13 protein-coding genes are annotated in these 14,637 nt (G+C 41.3%); 6 read left to right on the top strand and 7 right to left on the bottom strand.

The genetic code is table 11. The features are described from left to right. Positions 1 to 82: 82 nt before the first annotated feature. From F3G98_RS06745 to selA, 3 genes are read right to left on the bottom strand one after another with little or no spacing between them, the layout of a single operon-like run. Positions 83 to 790, bottom strand: coding sequence for a thioredoxin domain-containing protein (locus F3G98_RS06745; protein WP_103570494.1), 708 nt, complete (start codon positions 788 to 790; stop codon positions 83 to 85). Positions 791 to 843: 53 nt separating this feature from the next. Then, positions 844 to 2,664: a selenocysteine-specific translation elongation factor gene (gene selB, locus F3G98_RS06750; RefSeq protein ID WP_103607791.1), complete on the bottom strand. Its 1,821-nt coding sequence runs from the start codon at positions 2,662 to 2,664 to the stop codon at positions 844 to 846. Beyond that, positions 2,661 to 3,986: an L-seryl-tRNA(Sec) selenium transferase gene (gene selA / locus F3G98_RS06755; RefSeq protein ID WP_103607790.1), complete on the bottom strand. Its 1,326-nt coding sequence runs from the start codon at positions 3,984 to 3,986 to the stop codon at positions 2,661 to 2,663. The genes selB and selA overlap by 4 nt, the downstream gene beginning before the upstream one ends. 154 nt (positions 3,987 to 4,140) lie before the next feature. On the opposite strand from selA, the gene F3G98_RS06760 reads away from it, so the two are divergent. From F3G98_RS06760 to F3G98_RS06770, 3 genes are all read left to right on the top strand, one after another. Next, on the top strand, positions 4,141 to 5,814 hold the full coding sequence (locus tag F3G98_RS06760; protein ID WP_103607789.1) for a 4Fe-4S dicluster domain-containing protein: 1,674 nt from the start codon (positions 4,141 to 4,143) through the stop codon (positions 5,812 to 5,814). Next, positions 5,807 to 6,520, top strand: a complete 714-nt coding sequence (locus F3G98_RS06765; RefSeq protein WP_149725927.1) for a TorD/DmsD family molecular chaperone — start codon at positions 5,807 to 5,809, stop codon at positions 6,518 to 6,520. The genes F3G98_RS06760 and F3G98_RS06765 overlap by 8 nt, the downstream gene beginning before the upstream one ends. A gap of 131 nt (positions 6,521 to 6,651) precedes the next feature. Next, entirely contained in the window at positions 6,652 to 7,251 is a 600-nt protein-coding gene (locus F3G98_RS06770) for a DUF6803 family protein (protein ID WP_103611950.1), read from the top strand. Positions 7,252 to 7,304: 53 nt separating this feature from the next. Here the strand turns inward: F3G98_RS06770 and F3G98_RS06775 are convergent, their stop codons facing one another. Continuing rightward, the gene (locus F3G98_RS06775) at positions 7,305 to 8,837 is read right to left on the bottom strand and encodes a DNA recombination protein RmuC (protein WP_103611951.1); all 1,533 of its coding nucleotides are present in this window, start codon (positions 8,835 to 8,837) and stop codon (positions 7,305 to 7,307) included. A gap of 250 nt (positions 8,838 to 9,087) precedes the next feature. Then, positions 9,088 to 10,299 carry a saccharopine dehydrogenase family protein gene (locus tag F3G98_RS06780; RefSeq protein ID WP_021088295.1) on the bottom strand — a complete coding sequence of 404 codons (1,212 nt, stop codon included), beginning with the start codon at positions 10,297 to 10,299 and terminating at the stop codon, positions 9,088 to 9,090. A gap of 93 nt (positions 10,300 to 10,392) precedes the next feature. On the opposite strand from F3G98_RS06780, the gene F3G98_RS06785 reads away from it, so the two are divergent. Then, positions 10,393 to 11,115 (top strand): tetratricopeptide repeat protein, encoded by a 723-nt coding sequence (locus F3G98_RS06785; RefSeq protein ID WP_103607785.1) that lies wholly within the window; start codon positions 10,393 to 10,395, stop codon positions 11,113 to 11,115. On the opposite strand, the gene F3G98_RS06790 is transcribed toward F3G98_RS06785, so the two are convergent. Together F3G98_RS06790 and F3G98_RS06795 are read right to left on the bottom strand one after the other, a co-directional pair. After that, positions 11,112 to 11,786: a hypothetical protein gene (locus tag F3G98_RS06790; protein ID WP_103607784.1), complete on the bottom strand. Its 675-nt coding sequence runs from the start codon at positions 11,784 to 11,786 to the stop codon at positions 11,112 to 11,114. The two genes, F3G98_RS06785 and F3G98_RS06790, sit on opposite strands and share 4 nt — an antisense overlap. 9 nt (positions 11,787 to 11,795) lie before the next feature. Further along, positions 11,796 to 12,437: a non-canonical purine NTP pyrophosphatase gene (locus tag F3G98_RS06795; protein WP_149725928.1), complete on the bottom strand. Its 642-nt coding sequence runs from the start codon at positions 12,435 to 12,437 to the stop codon at positions 11,796 to 11,798. 112 nt (positions 12,438 to 12,549) lie between these two features. Between F3G98_RS06795 and F3G98_RS06800 the strand changes: the two genes are divergently transcribed. Beyond that, positions 12,550 to 13,851, top strand: coding sequence for an MFS transporter (locus tag F3G98_RS06800; protein ID WP_149725929.1), 1,302 nt, complete (start codon positions 12,550 to 12,552; stop codon positions 13,849 to 13,851). Next, positions 13,848 to 14,637: aminoacetone oxidase family FAD-binding enzyme (locus tag F3G98_RS06805; RefSeq protein ID WP_149726075.1), on the top strand; the 790-nt coding region annotated here is incomplete at its 3' end. The genes F3G98_RS06800 and F3G98_RS06805, both read left to right, overlap by 4 nt.

Here is a 14,637-nt window from a genome sequence, read left to right on the forward strand (position 1 = left end):
TATTAAAAATATAGTTAAATATACTTTAAATTTATGAAATTTATTTGTAGTAGAAATTCTAGGGAGAGCTCCCTAGAAAATGTTATTTTAGATCGCTTTTATTTACGATAAATGGCACTGATCTAACGCCAGCTGCAAAGTATTTTTTGCGGAGATTATCGATCTTTGCGACATCATCTTTGCTAACGCTCTTATCATCTACGTTGTAGTCTTCAGCGTAGTATTTTCTTAAAATTTTAACCTTATCGCTGTCACTCTTAGCAGCTTTTGCATCTTTGTAGATTAGCGAGCTTTTTTGAAGTGATGAGATGTCATGCACTGGAGTTAGGACGATCTCAACGTTGCTATCTTTTAGCGTTGTCTCGATCTTTGCTAGCTCAGCTCTGCAGTATGGGCACTCAGGGTCTGAAAACATTATGATAGTTGGCTTTTTAGGGTCGCTGCCAAGAACGATGATGTTTGCCTTGTCTTCATCTTTATAAATTTTAGAAATTCCATTTGCGATGACCTCTTTTTTCACTTCAGCTAGGTATGATTTTTGCTCTTTTAGATCAATCACGTCTGGGAAGATGAAGTCGCCTTTTGTAAAAACAATCTCATCTTGTGAGTTGCCATCTTTGCTTAACTTCACAACGACAGCTTCGATGTCGCCTGCAACTTTGTGACGGTCAGCTACCTTTACTTTTACGCTGCTATCAACCATTTGGGAGTAGAAGTCCTCTATTTGCTTATCGCTTGCTGCCATTAGGCTAGTTGCCGCGATGATTGAGGCTAAGATCACTTTTTTCATTTTTATCCTTTTTAAAAATTTGGCGGATTATATTTGCTTTTTGTAAATGAATACTAACTGCGAAAAACCCTATCATTTCCCTGCTTCATTATGTCACTCTCAAGATCAAGTTGCTCAAGGTAGGCGATTATATATTTTCTACTTAAATTTAGTGCATCCTTGGCGTTTGTGACATTTACAAAGCCTTGATTTTTTATGATGACTCGCAGCTTATCAAGGGCTAGTTTGAGCGAATTTCTAGTGATAAAAAGGTTATGCTCTAGCCTTATGACCCTGCCCATTGCGGTTAGTTTTTTAAGGGCATTATCGCCGCTAACTCTATCGATCTCTAACTCATCATATATATTATATGGCGCAGTTGGGGCTAGCTTTCCACTTTCTAAAATTTCATAAATTTTCTCTTCAAGCCTTACTTTTAGCTTGCTAAGATCAACGCCTTTTTTGGTATAGACGCCACTATCTTTAGAGATTAAATTTATACTTTCAAGCTCATCAAGTGCTTTTTGGGCTAAATTTTGGCTAGCCCAAGCAAGTTTTAGACTGATACTTTGAGCTGAAAAGACAGCAAATTCATTCTTTTCTATCATAAATTTAATGGCTGATTTTATCCGCTCAACCGCGCTTAGATCGTAGATATTTAAAGCCTTTTCATCGACAAAGACGTTTGAGACTTTTTTGGCTACATTTACGGCCTCTTCGTGATTTAGACTAAATCTTTGATAAGAAGAGATGATGCCAAAGCCATTTTTGTGGGCTTCTTTAAGTATAGAAAAGGCTTCTACAAAATCATGCTTTAAAAGCGAGGCTAAAAAGAGAATTTTACCAGCTTTTTTTAGTGGCTCAAGCACAGGATTTAGCACCCTACCACCGCCTATCACACGCGCATCTGAGATAAGAACAAAGGCCTCGTCAAATTTCAAAAACATATCGCTTTGAAATTTAAAGCTCACGAAGTAGCTATCATCTTTTTGGCTAAGGATTAGCACCTTTGCGGGCACGTTTTTAGCACCCACGCAAAAGGTCACGCTTTGTGAATGTATCAAATTCTTAGCAGTTACGACCGCATCAACCTCTCTAAATCCCCTAAAAAAGCCCTTTTTGCTAAGTAGCTGCCCCTTTTTTAGCTCGCTAAGCTCGATACCTGTTAGATTAAGCGCCACACGGCTGCTAACACCTGCGCGCTCTACGAATTCATCGTGGCTTTGCACGCTTCTTACTAGCACCTCTTTGCCAGCGTCGTAGTTAAAAAGCTTCTCATTTTTGCTAACGCTTCCCTCTATAACGGTGCCAGTTACGACATTTCCGATACCTTTTAGGCTAAAAACCCTATCGATGTAGTATCTAAAAACGCCCTCCTCATCGCGCTTTTTGGCTCTTAGCGTAAAGAGATAGTTTCTAAGTTCATCAGTGCTTGCCTTATCCTTTATACTAACGGCGAAAATTTCTAAAATTTGCAGGTTTTTAAATTTAGAAATTTCATCTCTTATCTCTTTTTTTCTTAAATTTATGGTGGCCTCATCAACGAGATCGCACTTTGTAAGCGCTACGATCACAGATTTCACGCCAAGAAGATTTAAAATTTCAAGGTGCTCCAAGCTTTGGGGCATAAGCCCGTCATTTGCCGCCACCACAAACAAGCACGCGTCAAAGCCGTATGCGCCACTTATCATCGTTTTTATGAGATTTTCATGCCCTGGCACGTCGATAAATGCGATATTCTCATCATTTTTGCTTAAATTTGAAAAGCTTAGATCGATCGTTATACCACGCTTTTTCTCCTCTTCAAGATTGTCCCCCTCAAAGCCGTTTAGCTCCTTTATAAGCGCGGTTTTTCCGTGGTCGATATGCCCTGCTGTTCCTATTATTAAACTCATTTTTCTTCCGTTTCATTTATTATTTTTATTAGCGTCTCTACGTCCTCATCAAGAAGCGACCTGAGATCTAGCATAAATTTGTCATTTTCTATGCGTCCGATCACCTTTTTTTGCCTAAATTTTAGCTCATTTAAATTTGCATCACCACTAAATGTCAAAGCCACACTTGGGATCTTTTTATTTGGCATAGCACCGCCTCCTACAAAGGTAGAAGTTCGCACTATCTCAAGCGGAGTTTTTAGGCTTTTATTTATAAAATTTGCTAAGCCTTCAAGCTCTTTTACGCTTTTGTGAAGTAGTTTTTGCGTTGTGATTAGCTCAAATTCTTTGTTTAGATAGGCTTTCATGCTCTCAGCCAAAAGCGAGATGATCACTTTATCGACACGAAGCATCCTTAAAAGCTGGTTTTTTCTAAGCTTTGCGATGAGCTCTTTTTTGCCAACAATGATGCCACACTGCACCGCGCCAAGCAGCTTGTCGCCGCTAAAACTAACTAACGAAACATCTTTTAAATTTTTTAGATCTGGCTCGTTTTTGTCGAGATTAAATGGTAAATTTCCATAAAATCCACTGCCAAGATCAAAATAATCTATCAAATTTTGCCTGCTTGCTAGCTCGCTTAGTTCATTTGCTGAGCTCTCTTCGCTAAAGCCAACGATGTCAAAATTTGAGCGATGAACCTTTACAAGCATCGCCGTATTTTCATTAATTGCCTCTTCGTAGTCCTTTAGCCTAGTTTTATTTGTCGTGCCGACCTCTTTTAGGATGCAGCCTGCGTTTGCCATCACCTCTGGCACTCTAAAACTACCGCCGATCTCGACTAGCTCGCCCCTACTAACGACTACCTCCCTGCCCTTTGCAAAGGTGTTTAGCACCAAAAAAACAGCGCTTGCGTTGTTATTTACAACGATGGCGTCTTCAAAACCAAAGGCCCTTGCTATTAGCGAGCCAACGTAGTCATATCTGTTGCCTCGGCTGCCTGTTTTTAGGTTGTATTCAAGGTTTGAGTATCCTGTGATAACAGGTGTCGCACGGCTTAAAATTTCTTTATCAATGACGCTTCTAGCGAGGTTTGTATGTATGACAACGCCGGTTAAATTTAGCACCCTTTGAAGGCTAGCTTCGTTAAATTTATCATACTCATCTAGGATCAAATTTATTATCTCTTCGCTCTCAAAGCTAGCATTTTCATTTAAAATTTTGGCTCTAACCTCATCTAAAATTTGCCTTGCAAGCATAGTGACTAAACTCGTGTCAAGTCCCGAAAATGCTTCGTTTTTTATGATCTTATCAACTTGTGGGATATTTCTTAAATCGTTCAATTTGCGCTCCTAGTAAGTTAGTTTTACCAAGCCGTGATTTTAACATAAAAATATTATAAATTAAAACTTAGAGCAAAAAAAGAGGATATAAATTTCAGAGTCTATTAATCCCATTAATATTAGAATAAGGCCGTTTTTGATAATAGGAGAAACAATGAAAGAATTTGGCTTTTATAACGATTTTGACGATGCTTTGATGCTAAACGAGCAGATAGAGATCAACAACGAAAATGGCGACTATCTAGTCTCAAACTCTCCAAAGCTAAAGGCAAATGTCGTCGCACCTGAGATAAATTTCTACCTGAAAAACACCACCGCAAGCGTCTTAGAAAAAGCCAAAAATACCCTTTTACTCTACGAGGCAAGAGCGAGCGCTTTTGACATGGCAAAGGATGTGGATTACGAAAAAGAGGTCGGCAAAAATGTCATCATTGTTAGCAACTCAGGCCGCGAAGAGCTAGCAAATTTACTAAAAGAAAATGGCTACAAAGTGATCGAGCTTACGCACTTTGAAGTCAAATTTATATACGGCGCAGCTGGCGAGCTAAGCGTTTTGGTGCTTAGAGCAAATGACGAATTTGAGGTTGATTGTGACTTTTTCTTGGTTGAAAACGCAAGGGATTATATGCTAAAGCAAAGCGGCTGCTACGAAATTTCAGGACTAAAAGATGAAAAAGTGCTTGAAATTTTAAATGCAAAAAGCCCAAAATTTAGATACAAAAGCTTTACTCAATACGACTCATCAATCTGCCAGTATCACGAGCGCAGGACTGAAATTTGCGGACGTTGCGCCGAGGTTTGCCCAACGGTTGCTATCCTAAAAGAGGACGAGACAAAGCACCTGGTCTTTTCAGCGATAGATTGCACAAACTGCGGAAACTGCATCAGCGTCTGCCCTAGCGGTTCGCTGGACTCAACGCTCATGCCACAAAGCTCATTTGCCACAATCGCTAAGCTTTACAAGGACAAGATCCCACTCATCGTCTCTGAAGAGATAAATTTAGAAGAGCTTAGCGTGAGCCTACCGCAAAATGTCCTACCTTTTGTCATCCTAGCCCCACATCTACTAAGCCAAACACACTTTTTGACGCTTCTTCAAGAAAGTGGCGCGAGTGTGATTTTATATAGCAAGAGCCTTGGAAAGGGTGAAAAGGACGCCATTAGCATATTAAATCAAATTTATGAGCTTAAATTTAAAGAGCAAGCGATACACCACGCAAAAGACAAGGCTGAGCTTGAAAGTGCGCTTAAAAAAGCAAAACTAATAGCTGGCTCTCAGCACTCAATTAACGAATATGCGCTACCAAAGAGAGAAATTTTTGCCAAAAGGCTTGAGTTTATCGTGGGTGGTGATGATCTTGGCGTCGTAAAAAGCGGCGAGATGATAAGATATGGCGAGGTTAAGATAAACGCTGAAACTTGCACGCTCTGCCTTAGCTGCGTTGGAGCTTGTAACGTAAGCGCTTTGGTGGCTGATAAGAAGACAAATTCGATTTTATTTAACCCAAGCGTCTGCACCGCCTGTGGCTACTGCGAGCTAAGCTGCGCTGAGAAAAATACCATCTCACTTGAGGTCGGCAAGCTAGCACTTAAGCCTGAGAGCTTCGTTTATAGCGAGCTTGCGCATGATGAACTATTTGCTTGCGTGGAGTGCGGAAAAGAGTTTGCGACCAAAAAGGCGGTAGAGAAGATCGCAGCGATCATGCAGCCACGTTTTGGCAACGACAGAGCCAAGATAAAAGCTCTTTACTGCTGTGCTGACTGCAAGGCAAAGATCATGGTGCAAGCCCAACTAAACGCGATGAGAGAGGATTTATTAAATGGATAAGAACATCACAAAAGCAAGGGCATATTTTTACGAATTTTTAGCTTATCCGCTATTTTTTCACACGAGCGATGAGAAATTTGCAAGGTGGAGAGAGCAGCTAAGCTACCTAGCGCAAAATCCTTTGAGCGAGCAAAGCGCGGAGGCATTTGCAAATTTAGAAAAATTTAGCTTTAAAGAGCTTGTAAATGAGCAAAATGAGGTTCTTTTTGGCTTTACAAATATCCCTTTAAGCGCCTCATTTTATGAAGAGGGCAGAGATAACGGCGCGGCTAGACTTAGGGTGATACACTGCCTAAACCTTAGCCCATATAGGCGTGATAAGGAGCTTTGCAAAGATAGCGAGGACTACGTTGGCTTTATATTTCTGGCGATGGCTACGTTTTTAAATGACGAATTTAACGGCGCAAAAAATATCAGCGACAAGCTCTTTAGCGAGACTTTAAATTTATTTATAGATGAGTTTGGCTCGCTCGTTTTAGCTCATAAAAGTGCAAATTTCTTCCGCTCGTATGCGCTCATCTTGCAAGACTTCATCGAGCTTGAAAGAGCCGTTTTAAGCCTAGAGGCACCAGCCAAGCCACAAGGCGATAGCGTCGCGGTTGCAGCGCTTAAAAAAGAGCCTTATCAAAGCAAGATGCCAACTTTTAAAACTAAGCTTCACTGGGAGGAATTCTCCCCAGTCATCTCACACGAGTTTAAAGACTAGCTTAAATTTACTCTTAGCCTAGCTAGGAGTAAATTTAACATCCGCTTAAATCTCACAACTATTCTTAATATTTTTTAACTATCTTAGCCCTTTAGTAGTAAATTTCTTTAAATTTTTACAAAGGATTTACAATGGTAATGACACACTACATGGAGCTTTTATCGCTCGATCAACCTTACAATCTAATCCTCTACATGGTGATACCTATGGGGCTTGCGGAGCTTTTAGTGGCGATGGAGTTTTTCACGATGTATCACATGGATAGCGGCAAAAACGCTGGCTTTAAGGCCGTTAGCAAATTTGTTGGCATAGTGCTTGGGGTCTATTTTACAGCTCTTGTGATCTACTTTTTAGCAAAAATTTATCCAACCATAAAATGGCGCGGATATGCCGATGTCATCGCTATCTACTCATATCTCATAGGCGTTATCCCACTTCTTGGCATCGCGCTTTTAGAGCTAAATTTGATATATAAAAATGCAAGCCAAAAGGCAAAGCTAAAGCTTCACTTTTGCCTGCTTATCTTCTTCTTGATCGTCGGACACGTCGCTATGATATTTGGTATGGTTGATCCTACCATAACAGGCTACAAAGCTAATGATGGCGCGATGGATATGCAGATGGATATGCCAATGAACATGCCAGCAGATATGCCAATGCATGATCACCACAAGATGATGATGCAAAATATGAGTGAAGATAACTCAACTAATATGCACATGCATCACTAAATTTAAAGGCTTTTTGGCGCCTGCTAAAAAACTTTTGCTCTAAATTTCTAAATTTACTCTTTAGAGCTAGCTAGCAAGATCTCTCTAGGTCTTGCTTCAAGCTCTTTTACCTGCGTATCTTTGGGATTTAGAGCGATCTTTTTAAATTTCTCTAGCCTGCTATCAAGCCCGCCTTGACCGCTCACGCTTTTAACGACCTCATTAAAGTTATCATTTACCGATCTCACCGAGTTTCCAAGCCTATTTAGCTTCTCAGCGACGGTGCAAAATTTCTCATAAATTTCATTTGCACTCTTTAATATCTCTTTTGCCTCTTTGTTGCCATGCTCCATGCGCCATAAATTTGCGACCACACGAAGTAGCGGCATGAGCGTCGTGTGCGAGACTAGCACCACTTTTTTCTCGTAGCCGTAGTTAAATAAATTTGGATCAAATTTCAAAGCCTCCAAAAATGCCGGCTCAACTGGCACAAACATCAGCACAAAATCAGGGCTTTTCACAAGCGATGAGTAGTCTTTTTTAGCTAGCTCGTCGATGTGTTTTTTTATCGAAGCGATGTGCTCGCTAAGGGCTAGCTTGCTCTGCACCGGGTCAGCTGCCGCGACTGCCTTTTCGTAGGCATGGAGCGAGACTTTGCTGTCTATTATCATCTGTTTATCGTCTGGGAAATTTATGACAAAGTCAGGTATGAGCTTCTTGCCGCTCACATCAAAACTCTCTTGCGTTACGTAGTGCGTGCCCTTTTCTAGCCCAGCAGCCTCCAGTGTGCGCTCAAGCTGCATCTCGCCCCAGTTGCCAAGGACCTTGTTGCTGCCTTTTAGCGCCGTGCTTAGCGAGTTTGCCTCTTTTGACATATTTTTGCCAAGCTCGACCACCTCTTTAAGCTGCGCGCTAAGCTCGCCTGCGCTCTTTTGCGAGTCGCTGTGGGCGTCATTTACCCTCTTTTCAAAGCTTGTTATCTTCTCTCCCAGTGGCGTTAGCAAGAGCTCAAGCGACTCTTTGCTGTTTTTTGAGAAATTTGCGCTTTTTTCTTCAAATATCTTATTTGCAAGGTTTGCAAACTCTAAATTTAGCTCGTTTTTTACCTTTTTTAAATTCTCTTCTTGTGACCTTAGGATGTTTTCTTTTGCCTCGATCTCGCTTTTTAGTGCGACGATAGCGCGTTTTAGCTCATTTTCACTCTCGTTTGATCTTTTTAGCTCATCCTCTTTTGCACCAAGCTCGTTTTGTAAATTTAAAGATAGCGACTTTGCCATCTCAGCCATCTTTGTCTGGCTGCCAAGCTCCTCATTTAGACGCCTTAGTTCGCGCTCTAGCTCGTCCTCTTTTTCATCTTTTTGTTTGAGCGAAATTTTATACTCGTCTAAATTTTTAGCTAGCTCATTTATCTTGTCGCTACTTGCTTCAAGCTTTGCTCTTTGCTCGATATTTAGCCGCTCGCTATCTTTTAGCTCATCTTGTAAATTTTCTAAAGCTTCTCTTTGTTTTGCATTTTTCAAATTTGCATTTATCAAAAAAGCTGCTAGTATCACGCAAACAAGCGCAAGAGCTGCCACCAAAATATATAAATTTTCTATCGTTAGCACTAAAATTTCCTTTTAAATTTTGACTTTATTATATTTGAAAATTTGTAAAAGAGTTGTGAAAAATAGCTTGCAACCAAAAAGGAGAGATAAAATTTAGTGGTTAAATTTAATAAATTTAGGTGAAGTATTTTTCGCTTAGACGAGACGGTTTTAAATTTTGTGACGGGAGTTACCGAGTGGGTAATGACCGAGCAAAATTTAAAACCAACGAAGTATAAGTAGAAAAAGACAAGCCTAAAGAGTCTGAATTTTAAACTTCGTATCTCTCTCCTGGTTTCATTTCAATTACCTCCCACGGCAACCCCTGCTTATTTAGCTCGTCCATGAAAGGTTTTGCATCAAAATTCTCCATATTAAAGACGCCTTTGCCGCTCCATATGCCTTTTGCGACCATTAGCGAGCCGATCATCGCTGGCACGCCTGTGGTGTAGCTAACAGCCTGCGCGCCTGTCTCGGCGTAGCAAGCCTCGTGGTCGCAGACGTTGTATATATAGACTTGGCGCTCTTTGCCATCTTTGAGCCCACGTATCACGCAGCCGATGTTTGTTTTGCCTTTTGTGCGTGGGCCAAGGCTCGCAGGATCAGGCAGAAGCGTCTTTAAAAACTGGATCGGCACGATTTTCATGCCATTATGCTCGACTTCGTCTATGCGGAGCATTCCCACGTTTTCTAGGCACTTCATGTGAGTTAGGTAGCTCTGCCCAAATGTCATGAAAAAGCGAATTCTCTTTAGTCCTTTGATGTTTTTAACTAAACTTTCAAGCTCCTCGTGGTAGAGCAGATAGCTATCTTTGACGCCAACTTTTGGGTAGTCCCACTTAAACATGATCTCCATCGGCTTTGTCTCGATCCACTTGCCAGCCTCCCAGTAGCGACCATTTGCGCTAACTTCGCGTAAATTTATCTCTGGGTTAAAATTTGTCGCAAATGGATATCCATGATCGCCAGCGTTGCAGTCTAGGATGTCGATCTCGTGGATCTCGTCAAATAAATTTTGCTGTGCATAGGCACAAAATACGTTTGTCACGCCTGGGTCAAAGCCAGAGCCAAGAAGCGCCATGGTGCCAGCGTTTTTGAAGTCACCATCCTTCGCCCACTGAAGCTTATACTCAAATTTTGCGGTGTCTGGGTGCTCGTAGTTTGCGGTGTCGATGTAAGGTATGCCAGCCTTTACGCAAGCGTCCATGAGCGTTAGGTCTTGATATGGCAGTGCGACGTTTAGAAGCAAATCAGCCTTTGTTTGTTTGATGAGCTCCACCACGGCAGCTGTGTCGTCAGCGTCGATTTGCGCGGTGTTTATCTGCACGCCAAGGCGATCTTTTATAAATTTAGCGATCGCGTCGCACTTGCTTTTTGTGCGGCTTGCTAGGGTGATATTTGTAAAAACGTCCGAGTTCATCGCACATTTTACGGTTGCGACTTGACTAACGCCGCCTGCACCAATGATTAAGATATTTGACATTTTTGGCTCCTTAAAATTTTAGTGATTTTAGCAAAGTTAATATAAATTTCTAGCTTCAAAAGGTAAAATGAGCCAAATTTTAAAGGTAAAAAGATGAAGAAAATTTTGCCATTTTTAGCGCCTATTTGCCTCTTTGCAAGTAGCTGCGACGAGCTGGTGCAAGAGAGCGTAAATGAGTTTTATAAAAGTGATAGAAATTTGGAGAGAGCCATAAAATTAGCCGAGCAAGCGACTGATGTCTGCTTAAAAGAGGGCAACACCGAGCAGGCGATCACTTCGCTCATAAATGGCGCCAGCATTTGCATGGTAAATAAAGAGCCTCAAAAGGCACTAGAGCTCTCGCAAAAAGCCCTAGAGCTCGTGGCAAACGTTAGTGACAAACTGCTACTAGCTCGCTCTTATCAAAACATAGGCGCAGCAAAAAAGGCGCTAGGCAAATACGACGAAGCGCTTGCTAATTTTCAAGAAGCTCAAAAAATTTATGACACCAACTCAAATACGCCGATGCGTGACGAGCTGCTTTGCATAAAGTCCATCGGCAGCACCTACTACATGAAAAATGACTTTGCAAAAGCCTACGAAAACCACATTTTAGCGTTAAATTTACTTGATATCACGCCAGATCTAAGCAATAACGAGCTTGTGCGATCAGAGCTTTTAATAGAGGTCGCTAACGACCTAGCAAAGCTTGATGGAAAAGATCAAGCCGCCAAAAACTACAAAGAAGTGCTTGAAATTTTAAAAGGCAAGGAGCAAAACCCTCGTGCGCTTGGTCTTTTGGAGCGAGCCAGCAAGGGGCTAAAGGAGCTTAACTAGGGCTCTACCTTTAGCGTGCCCTCTTTTATAGAGCCTGCTAGCATCTTGGCAAACTCATCGTCTGCGTAGCTTTTTAGATACTCTTCTAAGTATGGCAACGCACCTTTTTGATCCATCCTAGCAAGCTTTACTAGTGCAAGGCCTAAATTTGCCCTTTTTACGCCTAAATTTAGCGCCTTATCGTAGTTTTGCTCTGCAAGCTCTAGGCGGTTAGAATTTGCTAAAAAGTCAGCAAATTCAGCATAAATTTCCCCATTATTTGGCATCAAATTTATAAGCTCGCCGTAAATTTTATCGGCCTTCTTAGCCTCGCCCTGCACGTCAAAGTTATGCTTCATCACGTGGATCCTGGCTTGGCAAATTTTAAAATACTCACCTTCTTGCCCGCCTAAGCTCTTACTAAAGCCCTCACTATCCATAAAATCAAAAATTTTTTCCACCTTCAAAAGGTCGCTAAACGCCGCCTTCTTTTGCTCTTCGTCTTTAAATTTCAAAGGATATGCTCTTGCATAGATATATAGCTCGTCCGTTGCCTTAAAAAGTGCGATGTAGTCGATCTTTCCATTGCCATTTTCATCTTTATAAACTATGCTTTTATGCTCAAGCGCCCTATACTCGCTCGCCGCCAAAATACCAAAAGCAAGAAATATAAAAAGTAAAATTTTCTTCATAAACTGCTCTTATTTGTAGTTTTTCTTTAGACTTTTTAGCACAAAATTTGCAAGTTCCAGCCCCTTTGAGCGGTGAGAAATTTTAAGCTTTGTCTCGTTATCTAGCTCGCCAAGCGTCTTGTTAAAGCCATTTGGTATAAAAAGTGCGTCGTAGCCAAAGCCGTTTTTGCCGCGCTCCTGGCTAATCGCCTCGCCATACATAAAGCCATGCGTCGTGTAATCTCCAAATTTTGAGCTAATGGCGATACAAGCGGTGTAGTGAGCTAGTGAGCTCTTTAAATTTAACGCCTTTAGCTTGCTAATTAGCTTTGCTCTGTTGTTTGCGTCATTTGCGTTTTTGCCGCACACTTTGCCATTTTCATCAAGGTCAAAGTAGCGCGCTGAGTAGATCCCTGGCTCGCCACCAAGCGCATCCACGCTAATGCCGCTATCATCACTAAGCGAGATAAACTCGCTATCAAGTCCCTGCTTTTTAAGCTTTGCAAAGACGGCTCTTGACTTTATGAGCGCATTTTGCTGAAAAGTGCTGCCATCTTCAACGATCTCAAATGGCTTTACAACCTCGCTTAGAGCGTAAATTTCATAGCTTTTTAAAAACTCTTTTATCTCTTTTACTTTGTCTAAATTTGATGTCGCAAGCACGATTTTCATCGCAAAACTCCTTGATTTTTGGGCGTATTTTACAAAAAAGTAGATTAAATTTTTAAATTTAAATTAGTGTTAAAATGATAAACTTAGTCCTGTTAAAAATAAGGGAAAATTTATGTTAAAAAGCGTTTTGCCACTATCTTTTATCGTAGCTAGCAGATTTTTTGGACTTTTTATAGTCCTACCGGTGCTTAGCCTTTATGCCCTAAAATTAGAGGGCGCAAACGAATTTTTAGTTGGGCTAATAGTAGGCGTCTATGCGATCTCACAGATGATATTTCAAGTACCTTTTGGCGCACTCTCAGACAAGATCGGCCGCAAAAAAGCCCTAACCATAGGCCTTTTGGTCTTTGTGGTAGGCTCTATCATATGTGCTCTCTCAAGCGACATCTACACTATGCTATTTGGTAGGTTTTTGCAAGGCATCGGAGCTGTGGGAGCTGTGGCAACAGCGATGATAAGCGACTTTGTGGCTGAAGAAAATCGCTCAAAAGCCATGGCGATAATGGGCGCTTTTATAGGGCTTAGTTTTACGCTTTCAATGGTGCTTGGACCGCTACTTGCCAAAGACTACGGACTTTCAAGCCTCTTTTACTTTAGCGCCGCACTTAGCCTACTTTGCGTGGTGCTACTCTACACCGTCGTGCCAAAAGAGATAAAAGTGAGCGCAAAGGCCCAGGAGGTGCCATTTGGCAAGCTTTTTTTACAAAAAGACTATATGATCATAAATTTCACCTCTTTTATGCAAAAGATGCTCACAAGCATCGCATTTTTGGTGATCCCTATCGTTTTGGTAAAAGAGTATGGCTATGAGAGCAGCGAGCTTTACAAGGTCTATGCGCTTGGCGCTGCACTTGGCTTTTTGGCTATGGGGTTAGCTGGCGCTTTGGGCGATGGCAAGGGGCTTAGCAAGGTCATCTTGATAGCAGGCACGCTGCTTTTTGCCATAACCTACACCATTTTTGCCTTGAGCTTTACGCTCTTTGTCTTTGTGCTTGGCGTGGCAATATTTTTTGTTGGTTTTAACCTTCACGAGCCAATCATGCAATCAACCGCGACAAAATTTGTAAAATCCTCACAAAAAGGCGCCGCTCTTGGCATCTTTAACTCATTTGGCTACTTTGGCAGCTTTGTTGGGGGCGCTGTTGGCGGATATATCATGCACGCCTTTGACTTTAAAACGCTAGCCACCATCTGTGTGGTGCTTTGCGTGATTTGGCTTGTTTTGCTATTTAGCCTAAATGACCCAAGAATTTTTAAAAATATCTATCTAAGCCCAGAAGCGAGCTTAAATTTAGAGCTTCTAAACAACCAAAAAGGCGTGGTGGATTATTACAAAAACGAGAAAAATCAAGTGATCAAATTTGACTCTCGCCTAACAAGCGAGGAGGCCTTAAAAGAGAGCTTGAAGTTTTGATCTACGACGTCATCATCGTTGGTGCTGGCGCTAGCGGGCTCTTTTTAGGGGCAAATTTAAAGGGCAAAAAGGTTGCCATTTTAGAGAAAAACAGCAGCGCTGGCAAAAAAATCTTAGCAAGCGGTGGCGGCAGATGCAACATCACAAACCGCTTTGTAAGCGCCAAAAACTACCTTGGCGAGCAAAAATTTATAGAGCAAATTTTAAAAATACTAAGCCCTGATCAAGTTTTGAAATTTTTTAGTGAGCTTAAATTTAGCGAGCAAAAGCAAAATCAATTTTTCTGTGATAACGGCGCAAAGAGTGTTTTGAGCCTGCTTTTAAAAAGGCAAAATGCAGAAATTTTTTATAACAAAGAGGTTATCGGCGCTAAAAAAGTAGATGAAATTTTTAAAATTTTGACAAAAGATGAGAAATTTAGAGCTAGAAATTTAGTCATCGCAAGTGGCGGACTAAGCTACAAAGCCCTTGGTGCAAGCGATGTTGGCTACAAGATAGCAAGCAAATTTGGCCTTGAGCTCTCACTTCTCGCGCCTGCCCTTGTTGGCTTTAGCGTGCAAAAAGACGAGTTTTGGTTTAAAGAGCTTAGCGGTGTTAGTCTAAGCGCGGACGTGGAGATAAATGGCAAAAACGAGAGCCATAAATTTAGTGGTGACCTGCTTTTTACACATAGGGGCATAAGCGGTCCAGCGATACTAAATGCCTCACTCTTTTGGCAAAGGGGGCGAATTTGCATAAATTTTCTGCCTAAATTTAGTGAGAAAAATTTAGTAAATGGTAAAAAAC

It is taken from the genome of Campylobacter concisus, from assembly GCF_902460895.1.
GTDB lineage: Bacteria > Campylobacterota > Campylobacteria > Campylobacterales > Campylobacteraceae > Campylobacter_A > Campylobacter_A concisus_BC.

Coding starts and splice junctions, on each gene's coding strand:
- F3G98_RS06745 (WP_103570494.1), bottom strand. CDS start 790: ATGAAAAAAGTGATCTTAGCCTCAATCATCGCGGCAACTAGCCTAATG.
- selB (WP_103607791.1), bottom strand. CDS start 2,664: ATGAGTTTAATAATAGGAACAGCAGGGCATATCGACCACGGAAAAACC.
- F3G98_RS06760 (WP_103607789.1), top strand. CDS start 4,141: ATGAAAGAATTTGGCTTTTATAACGATTTTGACGATGCTTTGATGCTA.
- F3G98_RS06765 (WP_149725927.1), top strand. CDS start 5,807: ATGGATAAGAACATCACAAAAGCAAGGGCATATTTTTACGAATTTTTA.
- F3G98_RS06770 (WP_103611950.1), top strand. CDS start 6,652: ATGGTAATGACACACTACATGGAGCTTTTATCGCTCGATCAACCTTAC.
- F3G98_RS06780 (WP_021088295.1), bottom strand. CDS start 10,299: ATGTCAAATATCTTAATCATTGGTGCAGGCGGCGTTAGTCAAGTCGCA.
- F3G98_RS06785 (WP_103607785.1), top strand. CDS start 10,393: ATGAAGAAAATTTTGCCATTTTTAGCGCCTATTTGCCTCTTTGCAAGT.
- F3G98_RS06790 (WP_103607784.1), bottom strand. CDS start 11,786: ATGAAGAAAATTTTACTTTTTATATTTCTTGCTTTTGGTATTTTGGCG.
- F3G98_RS06795 (WP_149725928.1), bottom strand. CDS start 12,437: ATGAAAATCGTGCTTGCGACATCAAATTTAGACAAAGTAAAAGAGATA.
- F3G98_RS06800 (WP_149725929.1), top strand. CDS start 12,550: ATGTTAAAAAGCGTTTTGCCACTATCTTTTATCGTAGCTAGCAGATTT.